The organism is Streptomyces sp. NPDC111656, from assembly GCF_055656965.1.
Genome location: NZ_JBVKCA010000004.1, coordinates 453,627 through 474,443, shown reverse-complemented (window position 1 = coordinate 474,443; position 20,817 = coordinate 453,627). Strand labels below are relative to the sequence as shown.

The 20,817-nt window shown below is 72.2% G+C and carries 20 protein-coding genes; 12 read left to right on the top strand and 8 right to left on the bottom strand.

Features of this window, described 5'->3' with window-relative positions:
• The first annotated feature begins 18 nt into the window (after positions 1 to 18).
• Positions 19 to 990 (top strand): peptidoglycan-binding domain-containing protein, encoded by a 972-nt coding sequence (locus tag ACZ7M3_RS15520; RefSeq protein WP_472063670.1) that lies wholly within the window; start codon positions 19 to 21, stop codon positions 988 to 990.
• A 395-nt stretch (positions 991 to 1,385) separates the two neighbouring features.
• Here the strand turns inward: ACZ7M3_RS15520 and ACZ7M3_RS15515 are convergent, their stop codons facing one another.
• Together ACZ7M3_RS15515 and ACZ7M3_RS15510 are read right to left on the bottom strand one after the other, a co-directional pair.
• Positions 1,386 to 2,045, bottom strand: coding sequence for an HAD family hydrolase (locus ACZ7M3_RS15515; RefSeq protein ID WP_351293464.1), 660 nt, complete (start codon positions 2,043 to 2,045; stop codon positions 1,386 to 1,388).
• Positions 2,046 to 2,332: 287 nt separating this feature from the next.
• Positions 2,333 to 2,914, bottom strand: coding sequence for a TMEM165/GDT1 family protein (locus ACZ7M3_RS15510; RefSeq protein ID WP_101405408.1), 582 nt, complete (start codon positions 2,912 to 2,914; stop codon positions 2,333 to 2,335).
• Positions 2,915 to 3,382: 468 nt separating this feature from the next.
• Here ACZ7M3_RS15510 and ACZ7M3_RS15505 point away from each other — a divergent pair, with 468 nt between their 5' ends.
• The 4 genes from ACZ7M3_RS15505 (at position 3,383) to ACZ7M3_RS15490 (ending at position 8,586) form a co-directional block, all read left to right on the top strand.
• Positions 3,383 to 4,027, top strand: coding sequence for an HNH endonuclease family protein (locus ACZ7M3_RS15505; RefSeq protein WP_095854925.1), 645 nt, complete (start codon positions 3,383 to 3,385; stop codon positions 4,025 to 4,027).
• Positions 4,028 to 4,158: 131 nt separating this feature from the next.
• A complete protein-coding gene (locus ACZ7M3_RS15500) occupies positions 4,159 to 5,826 on the top strand; it encodes an alkaline phosphatase D family protein (RefSeq protein ID WP_472063900.1) in 1,668 nt (555 codons plus the stop codon).
• Positions 5,827 to 6,061: 235 nt separating this feature from the next.
• Positions 6,062 to 8,044, top strand: coding sequence for an FAD/NAD(P)-binding protein (locus tag ACZ7M3_RS15495; protein WP_472063668.1), 1,983 nt, complete (start codon positions 6,062 to 6,064; stop codon positions 8,042 to 8,044).
• Positions 8,045 to 8,130: 86 nt separating this feature from the next.
• Positions 8,131 to 8,586 carry a DoxX family protein gene (locus ACZ7M3_RS15490; protein ID WP_095854923.1) on the top strand — a complete coding sequence of 152 codons (456 nt, stop codon included), beginning with the start codon at positions 8,131 to 8,133 and terminating at the stop codon, positions 8,584 to 8,586.
• Positions 8,587 to 8,702: 116 nt separating this feature from the next.
• Here ACZ7M3_RS15490 and ACZ7M3_RS15485 read toward each other — a convergent pair whose 3' ends face one another.
• Entirely contained in the window at positions 8,703 to 9,239 is a 537-nt protein-coding gene (locus ACZ7M3_RS15485) for a superoxide dismutase family protein (protein ID WP_261684461.1), read from the bottom strand.
• A 201-nt stretch (positions 9,240 to 9,440) separates the two neighbouring features.
• Between ACZ7M3_RS15485 and ACZ7M3_RS15480 the strand changes: the two genes are divergently transcribed.
• Complete coding sequence (locus ACZ7M3_RS15480; protein ID WP_261684462.1) at positions 9,441 to 10,076, top strand: DedA family protein; 636 nt, start codon at positions 9,441 to 9,443, stop codon at positions 10,074 to 10,076.
• Between the two features lie 91 nt (positions 10,077 to 10,167).
• On the opposite strand, the gene ACZ7M3_RS15475 is transcribed toward ACZ7M3_RS15480, so the two are convergent.
• Positions 10,168 to 10,404: a DUF2277 domain-containing protein gene (locus ACZ7M3_RS15475; RefSeq protein ID WP_095854920.1), complete on the bottom strand. Its 237-nt coding sequence runs from the start codon at positions 10,402 to 10,404 to the stop codon at positions 10,168 to 10,170.
• Positions 10,405 to 10,523: 119 nt separating this feature from the next.
• Between ACZ7M3_RS15475 and ACZ7M3_RS15470 the strand changes: the two genes are divergently transcribed.
• On the top strand, positions 10,524 to 11,519 hold the full coding sequence (locus ACZ7M3_RS15470; protein WP_472063666.1) for a ketopantoate reductase family protein: 996 nt from the start codon (positions 10,524 to 10,526) through the stop codon (positions 11,517 to 11,519).
• A 61-nt stretch (positions 11,520 to 11,580) separates the two neighbouring features.
• Here ACZ7M3_RS15470 and ACZ7M3_RS15465 read toward each other — a convergent pair whose 3' ends face one another.
• From ACZ7M3_RS15465 to ACZ7M3_RS15455, 3 genes are read right to left on the bottom strand one after another with little or no spacing between them, the layout of a single operon-like run.
• A complete protein-coding gene (locus ACZ7M3_RS15465; protein ID WP_472063664.1) occupies positions 11,581 to 12,171 on the bottom strand; it encodes a hydrolase in 591 nt (196 codons plus the stop codon).
• A 2-nt stretch (positions 12,172 to 12,173) separates the two neighbouring features.
• A complete protein-coding gene (locus tag ACZ7M3_RS15460) occupies positions 12,174 to 13,586 on the bottom strand; it encodes an MFS transporter (protein ID WP_472063662.1) in 1,413 nt (470 codons plus the stop codon).
• Positions 13,586 to 14,074, bottom strand: a complete 489-nt coding sequence (locus ACZ7M3_RS15455) for a MarR family winged helix-turn-helix transcriptional regulator (protein ID WP_472063660.1) — start codon at positions 14,072 to 14,074, stop codon at positions 13,586 to 13,588. The genes ACZ7M3_RS15460 and ACZ7M3_RS15455 overlap by 1 nt, the downstream gene beginning before the upstream one ends.
• Positions 14,075 to 14,237: 163 nt before the next feature.
• On the opposite strand from ACZ7M3_RS15455, the gene ACZ7M3_RS15450 reads away from it, so the two are divergent.
• Entirely contained in the window at positions 14,238 to 15,782 is a 1,545-nt protein-coding gene (locus tag ACZ7M3_RS15450) for a hypothetical protein (RefSeq protein ID WP_472063658.1), read from the top strand.
• Here the strand turns inward: ACZ7M3_RS15450 and ACZ7M3_RS15445 are convergent.
• Complete coding sequence (locus tag ACZ7M3_RS15445) at positions 15,771 to 16,658, bottom strand: alpha/beta fold hydrolase (RefSeq protein WP_472063656.1); 888 nt, start codon at positions 16,656 to 16,658, stop codon at positions 15,771 to 15,773. The genes ACZ7M3_RS15450 and ACZ7M3_RS15445 overlap by 12 nt on opposite strands.
• Before the next feature lie 117 nt (positions 16,659 to 16,775).
• On the opposite strand from ACZ7M3_RS15445, the gene ACZ7M3_RS15440 reads away from it, so the two are divergent.
• The 4 genes from ACZ7M3_RS15440 to ACZ7M3_RS15425 all read left to right on the top strand — a co-directional run bounded on the left by ACZ7M3_RS15440 (position 16,776) and on the right by ACZ7M3_RS15425 (position 20,733).
• Positions 16,776 to 17,183 (top strand): winged helix-turn-helix transcriptional regulator, encoded by a 408-nt coding sequence (locus ACZ7M3_RS15440; RefSeq protein WP_472063654.1) that lies wholly within the window; start codon positions 16,776 to 16,778, stop codon positions 17,181 to 17,183.
• Between the two features lie 110 nt (positions 17,184 to 17,293).
• Complete coding sequence (locus tag ACZ7M3_RS15435) at positions 17,294 to 17,635, top strand: hypothetical protein (protein WP_054230980.1); 342 nt, start codon at positions 17,294 to 17,296, stop codon at positions 17,633 to 17,635.
• A 74-nt stretch (positions 17,636 to 17,709) separates the two neighbouring features.
• Complete coding sequence (locus tag ACZ7M3_RS15430) at positions 17,710 to 18,600, top strand: nuclease (RefSeq protein WP_472063652.1); 891 nt, start codon at positions 17,710 to 17,712, stop codon at positions 18,598 to 18,600.
• Positions 18,601 to 18,762: 162 nt separating this feature from the next.
• Positions 18,763 to 20,733 carry a SpoIIE family protein phosphatase gene (locus tag ACZ7M3_RS15425; protein WP_472063650.1) on the top strand — a complete coding sequence of 657 codons (1,971 nt, stop codon included), beginning with the start codon at positions 18,763 to 18,765 and terminating at the stop codon, positions 20,731 to 20,733.
• Positions 20,734 to 20,817 lie beyond the last annotated feature (84 nt).

The following is a 20,817-nucleotide window of genomic DNA, read 5'->3' as shown; positions in this document are numbered from 1 at the left end:
GGGGGAGGGACCCAACGCGTGACTGAACCGAACGGGCATGTCTGCCCCGAGTGCGCCGCGCCCCGGACGCCGGACGGCACCCCGTCCTGCGCCTGCACCCGGCGCGCGTCCGACGCCCTGCGCGACACGCGCACGGCGGAGGCGGCAGCGGCGGAGGACTTCGATCCGCTGCGCATCCGCCCGTACGTGGACCTGACGGCGAACGAGTCCGCCCCCGCGACCATGCGCCTGCGTACGGTGCCGTCGGAGGCGCTCACCGCCGTACAACACGCCGTACAACACGTCGACTCCGCCAACGAGCCCCCGTACCCACCGGCGGCCTCCTTTCCCGAGGAACCTCCCCGGCGCCGACGGCGTACGGCCCTGCTGGCCGTGACCGGGGCCGCGGTGGCGGTCGTGGCGGCGGCGGGGTTCGCGAGCGGGCTGTTCTCGTACGACGCCCCCGCGCGGGACAGGGCGCTGCCGGACGACGTACGGGCGAGCGTCCCGGACCCGTCACCGACGCCGACGTCGACGCCGACGTCGCCACGACCGGGCTCGGGGTCGGGGTCGGGGTCGGGGTCGGGAAGCGCCGCATCCCCCACGAGCACGACCACGACAAAGACAACGACGGCGCCATCCCCATCACCCAGCGGCAGTCCGTCCCCCTCGGCGTCGGCGTCGGCGACGCGATCGCAGCCGCCCACGTCCTCACCTTCATCCACACCCACGCCCACCGCGGCTGCCTCGTTGGCGCCGGGCCAGGGCTCCACGGGCGATCAGCCCGCCCAGACCCTGCGTCGCGGCGACCGGGGCTCCGAGGTCACCGAACTCCAACTGCGCCTGCGCCAGTTGTCCCTCTACACGGGCAAGGCCGACGGCACGTTCTCCGGCCAGGTCGAGGACGCGGTACGCCGCTACCAGTGGGCCCGTGGCATCACGGGCGACAAGTCCGGGGTGTACGGGGCGGCGACGCGGACGAGCCTCGAGGGCGAGACGCGGACGCCGTAGGGGTTTCGGCGGGTTCTTCGACTGCGGCCCGGTGGGGGCCGTTCGCGCCGTTCCCCGCGCCCCTGAGGCGGGGGCTCCGCCCCGCGTCCCCCGCCCGCCCGGATCTGCTCGGCTGCGGGCCGGTGGGGGTTGCTCGCGCAGTTCCCCGCGCCCCTTGAGTGGGGGCTGGGCGCGCAGTTCCCCGCGCCCCTAAAAGCCTTAACCCGTCCGGCGTTTGAGGACGAGGCCGTCAGGCCGATGGGGCACCGGGGCGCAGCCCCGTGCCCCAGGGGCGCGGGGAACTGCGCGATCGGCCCCCACCGGCCCGCAGCCGACGAACCCACCCGGGGGTCTGGGGGCGGAGCCCCCAGGTGTGGATGGGACGGGTAGGGGCGGCGGGGGCGAGGAAAGCGGGGTCAGGCGATGTGCAGGCGTATCGTCCCGTCCCCGACAACCTCCACCCGCACCTGCGTCAGATCCCGCACAACGACATCCGGCCGATGAAAGCCGGCCCGGGGCCCCACCCCGACCACCCGCATCCCGGCCCCCCGCCCAGCAGAAATCCCGGCCCCCGAATCCTCGAAGACCACACACTCCTCAGGCGCCACACCCAACTCGGCAGCCCCCTTCAGAAAACCCTCGGGATCAGGCTTGCTCGCACCGACGGACTCCGCGGTGACCCGCACATCCGGCAACCCCAGCCCGGCGGCAGCCATCCGCGCCGTGGACAACCCCACATCCGCGGAGGTGACCAGGGCATGCGGCACCCCGCCCAGCGAGGCAAGAAACTCCGCGGCACCCGGAATCGCGACGACCCCGTCCATGTCCGCGGTCTCCTCGGCGAGCATGCGCGCGTTGTCGGCGTAGTTCTGCTCCATGGGCCGGTTCGGCAGCAGCACCGCCATCGACGCGTACCCCTGCCGCCCGTGGACGACCTTCATGACCTCGTCCCCGTCCAGCCCGTGCCGCTCGGCCCAGCGACGCCAGCAGCGCTCGACCACGGCGTCCGAGTTGACGAGGGTGCCGTCCATGTCGAGCAGGAGGGCGCGGGCGGTCAGAACGGTGGTGGCCGTCATCGGCAGGCTCCAGAGCATGGGGGAAGGGGCCGGGGGCGTCCATTGGATCAGCACCGGGTCCCCCGGGGACAAGGCGGCCCCGCCCGCCGGTCAGGGAGTGCGGACGGGAGCCACTTTGTTTCTCTACGATACAAAACGAGAGGGGCCGGCGCCACCACCTCCGACCAGGACGAACGTCGGCCCCTTCGACGACACCCCGACGGATGAGCGCCAGGCCCTTCGACGGCACCTCGACGGACGAGCGTCGCGCCCCTCGACGGCACTCCGACGAGCGGGGCACCGGTGACTCAGACCGCCACCGCCTCGTACAGACTCCAGACGCCCAGCGCCAGCATCAGCATGGCCGCGACCTTGGTGATGAGCTCCAGCGGAACCCGCTTCATCAGGGCCTTGCCGCCGACGATGCCGAGTCCGGCCACCGCCCACAGCGCGAGCACCGCACCGAGGCCGACCGAGAGCGGGTCGTCGTACCGGGCCGCGAGGTTCGCCGTCATGATCTGCGTGAGGTCACCGAACTCGGCGACCAGGATGAGCATGAAGCCCGCCCCCGAGACCTTCCAGAAGCTCTGGTTCGCGGGATCGCGGATCTCCTCCTCGTCCTCACCCTTCTTCAGGAGCAGCACGGCGGCACCGGCGAGGAACAGCACACCCGTGATCGCGTGCACGATCTGCTGCGGCAGCAGGGTCAGCACACTGCCCGCGGCGACGGCGAGCGCGACGTGCACGGCGAAGGCGGCCGCGACGCCCACGAAGACGTACGAGGCGCGATAGCGGGTGCCGAGGACGAGCCCGGCGAGCGCGGTCTTGTCCGGCAGCTCGGCGAGGAAGACGACGCCGAAGACGAGCGCCATCACGGTGATGCTGATCAAAATCCCTCAATCGGTCGGGGCTGCCCCACCGAGAGTGCTGTGACTGCTGCGCGACACCTCGGCACGGCAGCACACATCGGCGTCCGCACGAGGACGTACGCACGGACAGTGCACTGCTCTGCCGAAGGTCTCGCTGGCCGACCGTGACGGTCTGCCTCCGGGCGCCGGCTCAGACGAGCTGAGCAGTATGTCGACGGTCCGGCGAAGAGCTACTCCCCTTCTGCGCCATCCATCCTACGGGATGACGAAACGGGCCGGACAGGGCCGAAGGTCCCGGGCCCCTCGGACCGGCCACACCGGCGCACCCTCGGAGCCCGCCCCCCGATTCACAGAAACCGGTTGCCCCGAACCCCTTGGCATGTCATGCGCACGTCACTAGCTTCTTACCTGCCTCACACCTTCCGGAAATGCGGCACCGCGAGCATGGGCCCGCTCGCCCCAACGTCCCCCCACCTCAAGGGAGTTCGCATGCCAAAGGTCTACGCGCGTCGACGGCTGAGCATACTCGCAGCCTTCACCGGCCTGATAGCCATGGTCGGGATTTTCAACGGCCCGACCGCCTCCGCCGCGCTCCCCACGCCGGTCAGCGCCGCCACCGCGCGCACCTACCTCGCCTCGCTCACCGTGGCGACGGAGAACCGCACCGGCTACGACCGTGATCTCTTCCCCACCTGGATCACCATCAGCGGCACCTGCAACACCCGTGAGTACGTCCTCAAGCGCGACGGTTCGAACGTCGTCACCAACTCCGCCTGCACCGCCACCAGCGGCAGCTGGTACTCGGTCTACGACGGCGCCACCTGGACCGCCGCCTCCGACCTCGACATCGACCACCTCGTCCCGCTCGCCGAGGCCTGGGACTCCGGCGCCAGCGCCTGGACCACCGCCCAGCGCCAGGCCTTCGCCAACGACGTGACCCGTCCGCAGCTCATCGCCGTCACGGACAACGTGAACCAGCAGAAGAGCGACCAGGACCCGGCCGAGTGGATGCCCCCGCTCAGCTCCTACGCCTGCACCTACGTCCGCGCCTGGGTCCAGGTGAAGTACTACTACAACCTCAAGGTCGACTCGGCGGAGAAGAGCAAGCTCAGCTCGGTCCTCAGCGGCTGCTGACCCCCCGCACCCCTCCCCCCACGGCTCCCCGCCGGTCCCCTCCCCCCACGGAAACCGGCGCAGTTCCCGGAACCTCCCCGCTCCTCTCCGTCGTTCCGTACCGTACGGGGCGACGGAGAGGGGTGATCACCTTGGCGGAGCTGCGCCTGGGACCGCTGTTGAGGTACGTCGACGGCTCGTCCGCGACCTTCTGGGTCGAGGCGAGCCGTCCGTGCACCGTCGAGGTGCGCTGCGCCGACGGCGCCCGCGGCTCGGCCCGCACCTTCCAAGTCGCGGGTCACCACTACGCGTTGGTGCCGGTGAGCGGTCTGACCCCGGGCACGGACACCGCCTACGAGGTGCTGCTGGACGGCGCCGGTGTCTGGCCGCTGCCCGGCTCCCCCTTCCCGCCCTCCGTCGTCCGCACCCGGGGCGAGGAGGACGCCGTCCGCGTCACCTTCGGCTCCTGCCGCTGGGCCTCGCCGCCCGCGGACGAGAAGGACCCGGTCGGACCCGACGCGCTGGACACGCTGGCGGCCCGTATCGCGGGCGAGCCCGAGAGCGAACGGCCGGACGTCCTGCTCCTGTTGGGCGACCAAGTGTACGCCGACGAGACCTCGAAGGCCACCCAGCGCTGGCTCGCCGCCCGCCGCAACCTCGCGGACCCCCCGGGCGACCAGGTCGCGGACTACGAGGAGTACACCCGCCTCTACTACGAATCCTGGCTCGACCCGGAAGTCCGCTGGCTGCTGTCGACCGTGCCGAGCTGCATGATCTTCGACGATCACGACGTCATCGACGACTGGAACACCAGCGCCTCCTGGCTCGCCGACATGCGGGCCACGGCGTGGTGGCGCGAGCGGCTGCTGAGCGGCCTGATGTCGTACTGGGTCCACCAGCATCTCGGCAACCTCTCACCGCGCGAACTCGCCGAGGACGCCCTGTACGCCGCCGTCCGCGAGACCCCCGACGGCACCGACGTGCTGAGCGCCTTCGCCGCCCAGTCCGACGCCGACCCGGCCTCCGTCCGCTGGAGCTACCGCCGCGACTTCGGCCGCGTACGGCTGCTGATGGTGGACACCCGGGCGGCCCGCGTGCTGGCCGAGGACCGGCGGGCGATGCTGGACGCGGGCGAGGAGCGGTGGCTGCGCGAGCAGGCGCTGGACGCGCCGGGCTCCTGCGACCACCTCCTGATCGGCACCTCACTGCCCTGGCTGCTCCCCCACCTCGTGCACGACGCCGAGGTATGGGACGCCGCCCTGTGCCGGGGTGAACGGGGCGCGCGGTGGGCCCGGTTCGGGGAGAAGCTGCGCCGCCGGGCCGACCTCGAGCACTGGGCGGCCTTCCCCGCGTCCTTCGCCGCGCTCGCGGAGCTGATCGCCGAGGCAGGTTCGGGACCGGACGCCCCGGCGACGGTGTCCGTGCTGTCCGGAGACGTCCACCACGCCTACATCGCCGAGCCCCAGTGGCCTTCCGGGACCCCGGGGACGCCCGACGCCCCCCGCTCCCCCGACGCCCGCGTCCTCCAGCTGACCTGCTCCCCCGTCCACAACTCCATCCCCCTGTCCATACGGCTCGGCTTCCGCTTCGGGTGGAGCGCGGTCGGCCGGGCGATCGGGCGCCGGTTCACCCGGCACGGCAAGTGCGACCGGCCGCCCGTCGACTGGCGCAAGACGGGCGGCCCTTGGTTCGGCAACCAGCTCATGACCCTGACCCTGCACGGACGTTCGGCCCGGCTCCGACTGGAGCAGGCCCGCGCGAGGAAGGGCGGGGGCGCCGCCCGACTGCGGACGGTCGTGGAATCCGAGATCGCTTCGTGAACGTCCACGGTCGTCCACGGTCGTGCGCTGTCGTTCTCAACACGCTTGTGAAGCAAGCGTGATAGCCGTGCGAGAGGTGCGTGAGGGCCGCGTGAGGTACCCGTGACGCATCCCACCGCGGGCGGCGATCCCCCCGCCCGGGGCTCGGTTCGGGTTCGCGCCGACGGCATGATGAGGCGGACCGTCCGCTTCCAGGGGGCCTTCCCGTGGAGCTCCCAGCAGGCGGTTCGCCGTCATGCGCCCTCCATGCCCGGGAGTCACACCTTTGTCTGCAGTGAGCGCCGCGCCCTCCGGGACCACCCCTGCCGTCGAGGTGTCCCTCGCCGTCGTCGGCGCGGGACCACGGGGCACCAGCGTCCTTGAACGCCTGTGCGCCTCCGCGCCGGAGCTGCTCCCGCCCGGAACACGGCTGACGGTCCACATGGTCGACCCGTCGCCGCCCGGCCCCGGCCGCGTCTGGCGCACCGCGCAGTCGCCGCATCTGCTGATGAACACCGTGGCCTCGCAGGTGACCCTCTTCACCGACGACAGCGTGGACTGCTCGGGCCCGGTCCGCCCCGGGCCGAGCCTGCACACCTGGGCGGGCGGCGAGCTGGGCCCGGACGACTACCCGACCCGCGCGCACTACGGCCGCTACCTGGAGTGGGTGTTCGCCGAGGTGGTGCGCGCGGCGCCGCCCGGAGTGCGCGTCGAGGTGCACCCGGCGCGCGCGGTACGGCTCGACGACGACCCCGGCGGCCGCCAGACCCTCACCCTCGACAACGGGCGCGCCCTGCCGGAGCTGTCCGCGGTCGTCCTCGCCCAGGGCCATCTGCCGACGGCCCCGGACCGCGCCCGACGCGACCTCACGGCGTACGCCGAACGGCACGGCCTGCGCCACATCCCGCCCGCCAACCCGGCGGACGTCGACCTCTCCGCAACCGCCCCCGCTCCCGCTCCCGCTCCCGCTCCCGGCGAACCGGTCCTGCTGCGCGGCCTCGGTCTCAACTTCTTCGACCACATGGCCCTGCTCACGACGGGCCGCGGCGGCCGCTTCACCCGCACCGCCGAGGGCCTGCGCTACCTCCCCTCCGGCCGCGAGCCCCGCCTGTACGCGGGCTCGCGCCGCGGTGTCCCGTACCAGGCCCGCGGCGACAACGCGAAGGGCCCCTACGGCCGCCACCTCCCCCTCGTCCTCACCGACGAGGTCATCGCCGGCTTCCGCAAGCGCGCCGACTCCGGTGAGGCGCCGGACTTCCTGGGCGAGATATGGCCGTTGATCGCGAAGGAGGTGGAGACGGTCTACTACGAGGGGCTGTGCGCCGGGCGGTGGGAGCGTCCGAGGCTGCTGGAGTTCAGGGACCGTTTCCTCGCCGCCCCGCACCGGAGCCCTCAAGAGGCCCGCGTCCTCGACGAGTTCGGCGTCCCGGAGGGCGAGCGCTGGTGCTGGGACCGCGTCTCGCGCCCGTACGCCGGCCGTGACTTCACCACGCCCGGCGCCTGGCGCTCCTGGCTGCTGGCGCATCTGCGTGAGGATGCCGAGCAGGCCGCGCTCGGGAACGTCGACGGCCCCCTGAAGGCCGCCCTGGACGTACTGCGCGACCTGCGCAACGAGGTGCGGCGGATCGTGGACCACGGGGGCCTGCCGGGCGGCTCGCGGCGTGAGCACCTGGACCGCTGGTACACACCGCTCAACGCCTTCCTCTCCATCGGGCCGCCCCGCCGCCGCGTCGAGGAGATGGCCGCGCTGATCGAGGCGGGTGTCCTGGACGTCCTGGGCCCCCGGCTGGAGGTGCGGGCCGAGGACGGGGCGTGGGTCGCGCACTCCCCCGACGTGCCGGGCTCGACCGTGCGCGCGACGACGCTGATAGAGGCGCGGCTGCCGGAACCGGACCTCAGGCGGACGGGCGACGAGCTGCTCGCCCGGCTGCTGAGGTCGGGCGGGTGCCGTCCGCACACGAGTGACGGTTACGAAACCGGAGGGCTGGACGTAACACCGCGCCCCTACCGTCTGATTGACCGTCAAGGTCGCGCGCACGCAAGGCGGTTCGCCTTCGGGGTGCCCACGGAGGGCGTGCACTGGGTGACCGCGGCCGGGGCCCGGCCCGGTGTGGATTCGGTCACGCTTTCGGACGCCGACGCGGTGGCGCGGGCCGCGCTACGTGCGGCGACAGCGGAAACGGAAGCCCAAGCGGAACCCAGAGCATGGCTAAATGTTGAACTTGCAAGCATTGATTAGGTTCACCTAACGTTGGTGACTCACTCGGTTCCGCCCCCAGGATCCGGTTCCCCCACGAACCGGACCAGACCGAAGGAGTCCCCCACATGACCGACCGCCTCAACAGCGCTCAGCCGTACGCCATCGGCCTGTTCCGCATCGTCATCGGCCTGCTCTTCGCCGTGCACGGCGCCGCCTCGCTCTTCGGTGTCCTCGGCGGCGCGGCCGGCACCGACGGCGGCTCCATCCCGTCCGGCACCTGGCCGGGCTGGTACGCGGCCGTGATCCAGCTAGTCGGCGGCGCCCTGGTACTGCTGGGCCTCGGCACCCGCGGCGCGGCGTTCATCGCCTCGGGCTCGATGGCGTACGCGTACTTCGACGTGCACCAGTCGGCGGCCCTGTGGCCGATCCAGAACGGCGGCGAGCTCTCCGTGCTGTTCTGCTGGACCATGCTGCTGCTGGTCTTCACCGGCTCCGGCGCGCTCGGCCTCGACCGGCTCTTCGCCGGGCGCACGGCCGCGTCCCGTGCGGACGAGCGGGCCTCGGAGCCCGTCGCGGCCTGACCCGGCCGCCATCCGGCCGCCATCCGGCCGCCACCCGGGACGGCGCCCACCTCCCTCACCCGGAGGTGGGCGCCGTCCCGTACCGCCCTGGGGCCTTCCCGGCGACCCGCCCTCGCTCAGGCGGTCCCGGCGACCCAGCCGAACGGGACGGTGAAGCACGCCAGCCGCGCGCCTCTCGCGCCCGGCCCGTCGTAGAGCACGACCGAAGCGGCCCCGCCCTGCCTGAAGCCCCAGTCGTGCCGGGTCCTCGCCTCACCCGTCCCGTTCTCGTCGGCGGTGAAGTCCAGCCACACCTCGTTGTCGGGATCGGTGTGAGCCGGGTCCTCGCGGTGCTGGTAGACCCCGCCCGCCGCGGCCGGATCGGCGGCGCAGGACTTCTGGTGCACCCGCGCCCCGAAGACATGGCCCGCCTTCACTCCGGTCACCCGCAGCCGTACGGTCGTGGCGCCCCGCTCGTCCATCAGCTGACTCACCTCGATCCCGCCGGCGGCCGGCACGACCTGCATGTCGTACGTCAGCGCCGCCGACGGAACGAAGGCGCCGGGCGGCGCGAACCGCGCGTCCGTCGTCATCCAGTAGCCGTCCGCTCCCGCGCCGCCGCCCACCGTCAGTACGGCCGACGCCAGGGCGCCGGCGATCATCCCTGCCACCATCGTTGTCCCACTCCTCCGACACTCGTCCCCGCCCTGACTTCGCCCCTCCCCTACTCGCTCCCGCCGTGCGGAGCACATCAACCCCCAGTGACCCTCCTGTCACACCCGCCGCGTACGCTGTATGGCTGTCACAGGCCGCCTGCCGCTCCCCCGCGACGTAGCGGCGAGGTCGTGCCAACGGGGGAGTACAGGGGAGTTTCGGTGTTGGAGAGTGTGGGGCCGCTGACGGGCAGCCCATGGATCTACGCGGCGGTGGCCGTCTCGGTCCTGCTGGACGTCTTCCTGCCGGTCCTGCCGAGCGGCGTCCTCGTCATCACGGCGGCCACGGCAGCGGCGGCGGGCTCCGCGGGGGCCGCCGTCGGGCAGGCGGTGCCCAACACCATGGCGCTCATCCTCTCCGCGGCCACCGCCTCGGTCCTCGGCGACCTGGTGGCCTACCGGCTGGCCTGGCGCGGCGGCGAACGTCTGGACCGGGCCATAGCCCGCTCGCGCCGGCTGTCCAGCGCGCAGGAACGTCTCGGCGCGGTTCTCGCGCGCGGCGGCGGCGCCCGGGGCGCGCTGGTCGTCCTCGCCCGCTTCGCGCCCGCCGGACGCTCGGTCGTCTCACTCGGCGCGGGCGCGGCCCACCGCCGGGTCCGCGAGTTCCTGCCGTGGTCGATCGTGGCGGGCCTGGCCTGGGCCGCCTACAGCGTCGCCCTCGGCTACTTCGGCGGCCAGTGGCTGGGCGCGAGCTGGTTCGCGACCGGCGTGTCGTTCCTGGCGCTGTTCGGCGCGGGGGCGGGCGCGGCGTACCTGATGCGCCGTCCCGAACCCCAGGAGTCGGGCCCCGGCGCCTGACCCACGAACCTGCGGGCCCGCAGGTCCACGGGCCCGTGGACCTGCGGGCCCGTGGACCTGCGGGCCCGTGGACCTGCGGACGCGCGGGGTGCTATCCGGCGGCGCGCTGGGGCTGAGCGGCCCCGCGTACCTCCAGGCCGTCCAGCAGTTCGGCCGTGGCGGCGGCGATCGCCTCGACCGCGCGGTCGAACACCTCACGGTTGTGGGCGGCCGGGGCGCGGAATCCGGACACCTTGCGGACGTACTGGAGGGCGGCGGCCCGGATCTCCTCCTCGGTGGCCTCTTCGGGGAGCACGGGCGGGCGGAGTGTCTTGATGCTGCGGCACATGCGTCCAGTCTCGCGCACACCTGTGGGAGCCCGGGGTGCCGGTCCGGCTGCCGTAGCGGGATGATCTACATCGAGGCGGCCACCTTCCGGGGCCGACCGACGAGAGGATCGAACAGCCAATGACCAAGGACCAGTCGAAGGAACGGGCCGACGAACGGTCTCAGGAACGGTCGACCGTGGCGGTACTGGGCCCTGGCGGCGTCGGCGGACTGCTGGCGGCGCTGGTGGCGCGGGCCGGACACCGGGTGATCTGCCTGGCCGGGGACGAGACGGCGCGGGCGCTGCGCACGGACGGCATCCTCGTCCGCAGCGGCCGGTTCGGGGACTTCACGGCGGTTGTGGAGGCCGACACCGAACTGCGCGAACCGGTCGACGCCTGCCTGATCACCGTCAAGCACACGGCGCTGGACGCGGCCCTGGAGCGGGTACGGCCGGAGGTGCTCGGCGACGGCCTGCTGGTCCCGTTCCTGAACGGTGTCGAACACCCCGCGACACTGCGCGCCCGCTACGGCGCCGCCCGTGTCGCCCCGGCCGTCATCCGCGTCGAGTCGACCCGGACCGCACCCGGGGTCATCGAACACGGCAGCCCCTTCGCCGAGATCGACCTCACCGGCGCGAGCGTGCCGCGCGGCCGACTGGACGCGCTCGCCGGGGTGTTGGCGGCGGCCGGCCCCACCGGCCCTACCAGCCCCACCGGCCCCACCGGCCCCACCGTCCACGTGGCGGACGACGAGACGGCGACGCTGTGGGCGAAGATGTCGTTCCTCGCGCCGTTCGCGCTGCTGACGACCCGTTACGGGGTGCCGCTGGGCGAGGTCCGTACGCGCCACCGCGAGGAGTTGACGGCCCTGGTGACGGAGACGGCCGCCGTCAGCCGGGCGTGCGGCGGCCCGGCGGACCCGGCCGTGGCCCTCTCCCGCTACGACGCCTTCCCGCCGGACACCAAGTCCTCCATGCAGCGCGACGCCGAGGCGGGCCGTCCGCTCGAACTGGACGCGATCGGCGGCGCGTTGCTGCGGGCCGCGGACCGGCACGGGGTGGCCGTGCCGGTGGCGCGGGGACTGGTGAGGGAGTTGGAGGGGCGGGAGGAACTGGAGGGCGACCGCCGCCACTGACCCCGGCTACGGGTCACTCCGACTACGGCTCACCCCGACTACGGTTCACCCGACGCGCGGCTCAGGCGTGGGTCTTGGCCAGCAGTTCCAGGATCTCGTCCGTCGTGCCCGTCTCACCGAGACGCGGGAAGATCCGCTCGACGCTGTTGCGGTGGGTCTCGGCGTCGATGTCGGACATCGCGTCGGTGGCCAGGGTGACGTGGTAGCCGTGCTCGTGGGCGGCGCGGGCGCTGGACTCGACGCCGATGCTGGTGGCGATGCCGACCAGCACGATCTGGGTGATCCCGCGGCGACGCAGCTGCAGGTCGAGGTCGGTGCCGTAGAAAGCGCCCCAGTTCCGCTTGGTGACGACGATGTCCTCCGGGTGACCGGCGAGCTCGTCGACGAGGACGTCCCAGCCCTCCGGCCAGACACGGGGGGCGCGGGCGGGGCCGTCGATGCGCCCGGGGACGCCGTCCGCGCCGTCGGCGGCGGCGGTGACCCGGACGAGGACGACGGGGAGGCTCTGCTCGCGGAACGCGTCCGCGAGCCGGGCCGACCGCTCCACGACCTCGGCGGCCGGGTGCGGGGCGAGGCCCGGGTTTCCGGCGATGCCGTTCTGCAGGTCGATGACGACGAGCGCGGTCTTCGGGTCGAGCGTGGTGACAGCCATGGTCAGGCCTTTCGGGGGGTGCAGGGCGCGGGGGTGCGCAGGGATCGGTCGAGCAGGGTCACCGCCAGGAGCAGCGTGGCTCCGGCGAGCATGAAGAGGGCCAGGTCGTGCAGGCCCCCGGTGTCGGCGCCATGGGGGAAGACGGCCGCGTCGGCGGCGGAGGCGACCATCGCGCCGAGGTACATGAAGGTGCGCAGGAGTCCGGCCGCGGAGCCCATGCGGGCGGGGTCGGCCTGCCGGTAGAGGGCGTTCTGGTTGGCGAGGCCGTTGAGGCCCTGCGGGATGCCCATGACGATCCCGACGGCGCCGAGCAACCAGATCGCGCTGCCCGCGTTCGCGCCCAACAGCGCGGCACACCCGGCGATCTGCACCAGACTGCCCACGACGAGCTTGCCCCGGATCGCCTCGCGGCGCCCGGTGACGGCGGAGACGGCCAGTGCGGTGAGCGACAGGGGCAGCAGTACGAGACCGGCGGTGGCGGCGGACAGCTCCCGCCCCTCCTCCAGCCACTGCGTGAAGCCGTACAGGAACGCGTACGCCGTCGTGAAGCTGAGGAATTGACGCAGGAAGGTCGCCAGCATGGGGACGTTGCCGCCGAGCACCCGCAGATCGATGAACGGCTCCGCGACGCGAACCTCCCGCAGGGCGAAGGCCGTTGCCGAGCCGACGGCGAGGACGAGCAGCCACCAGTGGTCGGCCCGCGGTTTCATCAGGAAGAACATGAGGGCGGCGAGCAGGCCGGCGAACAGCGCCATGCCGAGCGGATCGACGCTCCGCCTCTCCCGCCGCCCGCCCGGGCTCTTCGGCAGCCGCAGCACACCGAGGACCAGACAGGCCCCCGACAGCGGCACGTTGACGAGGAAGATGGTGCGCCACCCGCCCACGCCGATCAGCAGTCCGCCCAGGGTGGGGCCGACGACGGAGACGGTCTGGGCGGAGACGGCGAGCGCGGTCAGTACTCCGGCCGGGCTGTCCCGCCCGGTGCGCTCGGCCTCACCGCGGGTGAGGCTCATCGAGGCGGGGTACGCGGCGGAGGTGCCCACTCCGAGCAGCACCCGGGCGGCGACCAGCGCGCCGAGGCTCGGAGCGAGGGCGCCGAGCAGCCCGGCGATCCCGACGAGCGCCGTCCCGATGAGATAGAGACGGCGAGGTCCGTACGTATCGACGAGCCGTCCGATGACGGGCTGCCCCACGGCGGTGGCCAGGTAGAGCCCCGTGACCAGCCAGGCCGTCTGCGCGGGCGGTGCCCCGAGCGCGGCCCCGATCGGCACCAACGCCACCGCGATCATGGCGGAGTTGATGGGGTTCAGTACGGATCCGAGGACCATCGGGGCGATCAGCCGCCGGTCGAAGGAGTCCGCGGGGCGGGGGCGCGAGGGCCGGTCGGAGCGAGCGAGTCCGGATATCTTGGGCATCACGGCCGGGTGAGCCGGTCCAGTACGGCCATGGCCTCGATGACGGTCTGCCGCTCGGCCTCCGTGCAGCGGTCCTCGAAGGCCCGGGCCAGCCACTCCGCACGGGCCTGCCGGGTGCCCTCGATGCGCTCGCGCCCCGCTTCGGTGAGCGTGACGAGCTGCCGCCGGCCGTCCCCGGGGTCGGGGTTGCGCTCGATCAGCCCGTACTGGTCGAGCGCGGCGAGCGTGGCGGCCATCGACTGCGGGCGCACCCCCTCGGCGGCCGCGAGTCCACTGGCCGTCGCGGCGCCGCTCTTGCTCACCAGCGTGAGCGCGGACACCTGGGAGGGCGTGAGGTCCTGCGTCTCCCCCTCCGTCTCGGCGACCTCCCGGATCCGCCGCCGCAGCCGGTTGAACGCGACCCGCAGATCCCGCGCGGCACGGGCGGCGGACCCGGAGATCCCGTCGACACCGTCCGCGCCTTCGGCGCCGTCCCTGCTGTCGTCCATACCCCCACGCTAGAATCTTCAGCTCAGACTGTCCAGCTCAAGCTGTCCAGTTAAAACTGTGCAGTCCGAGCTGAGCAATCCTGTTGAGTTGATACGGGGAGCCGACGGAGCCGAAGGGAAATCCACGGGCGCTTCGCGCCCGCCCCGGGCAGGATGTGCCCCCGTGAACCACATCCTGCGCGGGCTCGCCGCCAACCCGGCCCTCCCCTCCGAGCTGGTCGACCGGCTGATCACGGTCGCGGACGACGAGATCGCCACGGAACTCGCCGCCCGCCCGGACCTGAGCCACGCCCAGGCACTCGCCCTGGCCGCCCGCGACGAGGGCACCGCCGTACACCTCGCGTACGAGGGACGGCTGACGTCCGCCGACATCGATCCCGTGGCCCAGCCGCAAGCCGCGCTCGCCCTGCTCGACACGGGGGCCGGCCTCCCGGAGTGGGCGCGCCGCTTCGCGACGGATCCGGTCATCGAGCGCCGCGAGAAGCTGGCCGCCTGCCCGGACCTTCCCCCCGATGTGACGGACACGCTCGCCGCCGACTCCGAGATCGCGGTCGTGGCCGAGCTCGCGCTGTGGACCACCCCGGACATGGCCGCCCGGCTCGCGCGACACCCGCATGCGGAGGTCCGCCGCGCGGTGGCGGCCAACGAGGCGACACCACCGGCCGTACTGGAGATGCTGCTGACCGGGGACGGGCTGCCTCCGGCGCTGCGCTGCCTGGTCTGCGACCGAGAGCGGACTCCAGCCGCTCACGCGTACACGCACCCGCACCCGCACCCGCACCCGCACCCGCACCCGGCCGACGACCTGCCGCCGGGCGCGTTCTGTACCGGTTCCCACGAGTCCACGGTGCACGACATGTGGCGGCAGGCACTGAGCAACCCGGCCACTCCCGCCCGGGCCGCCGCCGGCTTCGCCGGCCATTCCTCGGCGCTGCTGCGCTGGTCGCTCGCCGCCCGACCCGATCTGCCCCCGGACGTATGGGGGCGGCTGGCCGACGACCCGCTGCCCGGCACACGGGCCGACCTCGCCGAGAACCCCGCGGTCGACGCCACCCACCTGCGCGCGCTGGCCACCGACGTGAGCCCCGACGTACGGCGCAGCCTGGCCCACCATCCCCGGGTGCCGCTGGACCTGCTCACCTCCTTGGCGGGCACCACCAAGATCGGCGCGACCCTGCTGCCACGGATCGCCGCCGCCACCCCTGCCGAGGTCGAGAGCCTGGCCACGTCTCCCGATCCGGCCGTACGGATGCTCCTGGCCGCACGACGTGATCTGCCGCCCGGAATACGCGACGCGCTGGCCGCCGACACCGACGCGAAGGTGCTCAAGTCCATCGCCCCGCACCCCGGCCTCTCCGAGGCCCGACTGCGCGACATGATCGACCGTCACGGAGTCCGGGTGCTGGCCAAGGTGGCGACGAACCCGGACGCGTCGCCGTCCCTCCTGGAGCACGTGACGAGACACGACCCACCGGTCCAGAAGGCGTTCCGCGAGGTGGCCCGCCACCGCAACGCGACGGCACCGTCCCTGCTCGCCTGCCTGACCGACCGACAGGCGCGACCGCTGGCCGCCGCCCACCCGTCCCTGCCCGTACCAGTCATCGTCGAACTGCTCAGCGACGTCGAGAGGCGCGTGGCGGAGGCGGCCGCGGCCAACCCGTCACTGCCGTCGGCCGTGATGCTGAAGCTGACCCCTTCATCCCGTTGATCCCGTTGATCCCGCCGGGGCGAGGAACGGCCCCAGCAGGGCGAGGAGCCGGTCCGGGCGGTGCAGCGGGATGATGTGTCCGCAGTCCTCGATGACGTGGCCGATCAAGTGGTCGGTCACCGGCCGCAGTTGTTGTTCGAGCGCGCTGCCCACGGGGTGGGCGCCGATGGCCATGGTGGGCACGGTCAGCCGGGCCGTACGGACGGCTTCCTGGATCTGCCGGGAACTTTCGGGCAGCGCCCGGTAGTACGAGAAGGCGCAGCGCAGGGCCTCGGTCCCGGTGTACGCGTGGACGAAGGCGTCGCGGACGGCGGGATCCACGCCCTGCCCGAGGGTGCCCGCGTCGAGGAACCAGTCGATGTACCGGTCCTCGTGCCCGGTCAGGACGGATTCCGCGAGGCCAAGTTCCGAGTGGCCGGATTCCGCGAGGCCGGGTGCCGCGTGAAAGCCGAACCACCACGGCGCGCCGTGGGCGAGGAACTCCTCGGCGCCCGGCAGCCTGCCCACCAGCGACTCCATGACGACGAGTCGCCGGACGAGATCGGGGCGGCGCATGGCGAGCAGGAAGGCCGGCGGGGTGCCCGCGTCGATGCCGACCACGGCGGCCGAGGTCTCCCCGAGGGCGTCGAGGAGGGCTTCGGCGTCGGCCGCGAGCGTACCGGCGTCGTAGCCGCCCGCCGTGCGCGCGCTCGCGCCGCATCCGCGCAGGTCCGGTGCGATGACCCGGTACCGCCCGGCGAGCCCGTCCAGGACGTGGGTCCACAGCTGCCAGGTGTGCGGGAAGCCGTGGAGCAGCAGAACGGCCGGGCCCTCGCCGGCCAGGGCCACGTTGAGTTCGACGCCGTTGGCTTTGACCTGCCGGAGCGCGACGGACATGAGACCTCCAGGTGCGGTGGGCGGTTACCAATGGTGACAACCAAACGCTAGGTAACTAACCTGGAGACGCCAAGACCGCACTTCCACGACAGGTAGTGAGCCCCAGGTGACCCCCTCATGACCCCTTCTCCGCCACAGCCCAGCGACGGGACTCGCGGCGATCTGTTCGATCCGTTGTGCCCGACCCGTCGCCTGCTCGACCGGATCGGTACGAAGTGGATGTCGATGGCCGTCAAAGTGCTGGCGGAGGCGTCCCCGGAGGAGGTGCGCTTCGCGGAACTGCAGCGCAGGATGCCCGGGGTCTCACAGAAGATGCTGTCGGTCACCCTCCAGGGCATGACCCGCGACGGCCTGGTCGACCGCAGGGTGGAGCCGTCGGTGCCGCCGCGCGTGTACTACCGGCTCACTCCGCTCGGCCTGTCACTGGAGGTTCCGCTGGCCGTGGTCAGGGCCTGGGCCGAGGAACACATGGCCGAGGTGGACCGGGCCAACGCGCGCAGCCGCGAACTCGCCGACGACGCCTGACCGTTCGGGCCGCCGCGGCAGGAAGCCGTCCGCCGTGGACGCCCCACCCGTTCGCGTGAAGTCCCCGAAGGAACTCGCACCTCAAATTCGAACAGGCGTACCATTGCCGCGTGGCTGCGACCTATGACTTCCCGAGTGACCTCCTGGCAGGCCAGGAGGAGCTGCATCAGGTCCGGGCGGAGCTCCTGGCCCTGCTCAAGCGGCTCCCCTGGTCGGTGGAGCCCCTGGACGGCTTCAGCGACGACAAGGGCTGGCGCAAGGTGGAACGCCCCGCCTCCCCCGGCTGGACACCCGACGAACAGGCCGAGGTCGAGAAGCTCCGCCAACGTGAACGAGAACTCGCCGTCTTCGTCACCTGCCACCGCTTCTGGTCGGAGGTCGCCCCGCCGGACACGGTGGACGCCCGCGCGAAGCTGAAGCACGCCCACGAGGGCCCGCCACAAACGTCGTAAATCCGTGTCGCTCCGGGTACGAGGGAGCCTCCGCGCGGCAACAATGAGTCACCGGCGTTGACGCGGAGGTACTCATGCCCATGCTCCTCATCGAAGGCGACTACCGGATCCTGAACGCGAAACCGGACGGCGACACCGTCCGCTTCGACCCGCACGACGCGGCCTTCTGGTACGACATCCCCGGCACGCACAAGATCGACAAGACCCACCGGAACAGCCGTGGCGGCGCCAACCTGCGGCTCGACGCGATCGACGCGCTGGAGACCCACTATCTGGGCACGGGCCCGCACGAGGTGCACCAGCCACTGGACCTCGGCGCCCACGCCGCCCGGGACGAGCTGCTGAGCTGGCTCGGTTTCACCACCGTCCAGCACGCGGGTGAGAAGGTCATCGCCAGCACTCCGGAGAGCGTGCCCGGTTTCATCCTGGCGAGCGCGATCGACGTACACAGCCGCTGCGTCGCGCTGGCCGGTCGCGGCGCACCCCCCGCGGGCAAGAAGAGCGGCGACTGGATCACCGTGGACGTACCGCTGCTCCGCACCACCGCCAACCACCACCTGCTCGCGCTCGGCCTGGTCTTCCCGACCTTCTACGCGAACCTCTTCCCCGACCTGCGCACCGAGCTGACCGCGGTGTCCCAGCAGGCGAGGTCGGCGGGCCTGGGCGTATGGGCCAAGGACATGACGACCACCGGGGCGGCGATCACCGGCCTGTCCTCCCTCACGGACGACCTGGTGCTGCTCCCGAAGCTCTTCCGCCGCCTCGCGGACCACCTGCGCTTCGCACCCGACTCCTCGCTGGACTGCTTCCCCAGCTACCTCTTCGGCGGCGCCGACCGATTCCGCGTCCTCTCCCAGGGCCCCACCGCCAAGACCCTCACCGGCCTGCACCACGTGGTCGAGGTCAACGGCGGGACGGTACGCCTGACCCACCCGATCGAGGACCTGGTCTTCGCCGAGGAATGACGAGGCCGGACGCCACGGCATGCCCGGCACGGTCCTGATCCAGCGGCGGAGCACCAGGCACTCACGTCCTGAACCTGGTGGACCCACTGGCGCGACAAAATGCGTAATTATGGATGAAGGGGCCGTGAAGGGGCTGTTTTGAAACGGGCCAGGGAGCCGCAGATGGACACCTCGGACGAACTCCTCGACACGACCGGCCCGGCGGCTCTCTTGACGCTGGACGGTGTCATCCGCAGCCTCAACGCCGCGATGGCCACGGCGCTGGGCAAGCCGGCGGAGGAGTGCCTGGGAGGTGCCTTCGGCGATCTGTGGCCCGCAGGCCAGCGGATGTCGGCCGAGAGTCTCGTGAACCACGCCGCCAAGACGAAGGCGGTCGCGATGCGGGTGCTGGACTTCCCCGCGCGAGGCGGAGCACCCGTCGCCAGCTTGATCGAGGCGCGGCCGGTGAAGGATCCCGCCAGTGACGAGCAGCTGGTCTGGGTGCACGCACTGGACGCGCGGAACGACCTGACCAGCCTGTTGATCCCGTTCCGGATGGCCACCACGGCCGCCCACCTCGGCCTGTGGATGTATTCACCCCATGACCACCAGTTGGAGTGGCTCGGTGGCGCACCGACCGTGGCCGCGCTCTTCCCGGATCCCACCATGCCGCTTTCCAGAGTGATGTCGGCAGTGGACCCTGACGACCAGGAGGCCTTGCGGCAGCTCCTGCGCTCGGCCCCCACCCAGCAGTCCCCCTGGGTGAGACTGCGGTACCTCCCCCAGCACGAGGGCTGGCACCAACTGGCCGCCCAGACCCGTCGGATCCAGTTGGGATATGACGGCCCCGAGCGGATCTTCGGGCTGATCCGCGACGACACCAAGCAGGAGAAGCGCAAGGAGGAGGCACAGGCCGCACTGACCGCCGAGCGACAGCGCGCCAAGGACATCGCCGACTTCTCTTCCGCCTTGATCACCGCAGCCACGGAGCAGGAGCTGGAGCAGGTCGTCCTGACCCGGCTCGCCGCGACCTTCGGCGCCAGCGGCGCCCTGCTCGCACTCGTCGACGAAGGCCGCCTGCGCGTCTCCACCGATGCCGGGATAGCCATGTGGGAGGCCGGCGTCCTGCACGGCCTGCCGCTGGACCATCCGAGCGCCCTGCCCGAGGCGATCCGCACCGGCAAGCCGCAGTTCATCGCCGACCGGGAGGATTACATCCGCCGTTGGCCACAGGGGGCCGAATTTCCGCGGCTCGGCCGACTCGGCTCCGACTACGCCGTCTCGATCATGCCCCTCACCGAGGCCGGCAACCAACCGCTCGGGGGATGGCTGGTGACCTACAGCAGCGGATACCGGCCGTCCTTGGACGAGCGGACCCTCGTGGGTACGCTGGCCGACCTGGCGGGCCAGGCGCTGAGGCGCATCAGGCTGCAGCAGGCACAGGTCGAGCTGGCCACGGCACTGCAGAAGACCATGCTCCCCAGGCTGCCCGAGCATCTCGCGGGCCTGGAGGTCGCCGCCCGCTACCGGCCGAGCCGGGACGGGCTGGACATCGGCGGAGACTGGTACGACGCCTTCGAGATGCCCGACGGCGCGGTCGCCCTGGAGATCGGCGATGTTCAAGGGCATGACGTGGACGCCGCCGCCCTCATGGGACAGGTGCGCCTGTCCATGCGCGCGATCGCCGCCCAGGAACGGAATCCGGGGACCGTGCTGATGCGCACCAACGAGCTGCTGACCACGATGGTTCCCCCACGATTCGCCAGCTGCACCATGCTGCATCTCGATCCACGCGACGGACAGGTCATCGGCACCAGCGCCGGCCACGTGCCGTTGCTGTGCGCGCGCAAGGACGGCAGCCACAGCATCCACGAGCTGCCGGGCGGCCCGGTCCTGGGAGTCGTGCCCGACACCGAGTACCGCGAGGCGACCTTCACCCTCGAAAAGGACAGTGCGCTGGTCATGGTCACCGACGGCTTGGTCGAAGGACCGGGCCTCACGTTGGACGCCGGACTGGAGCGAGCCGGAACACTGGCCGGCGCGGCCCTCCGTGACGGACTGAACGCCGAGGAGACCGCCGACCGCGTCCTCGGCGCCGCGGTCGCGGTGGGCCACCTCGACGACGTGGCCGTGCTGGTCATCCGCCGCGCATGACGGCGCCCTCGCCTGGTCGCCGCCGGGAGATCGCATGGTCCGGCGTAAATCCCCGTGCTCACACCGGGTCGGCCGCTTACGGTG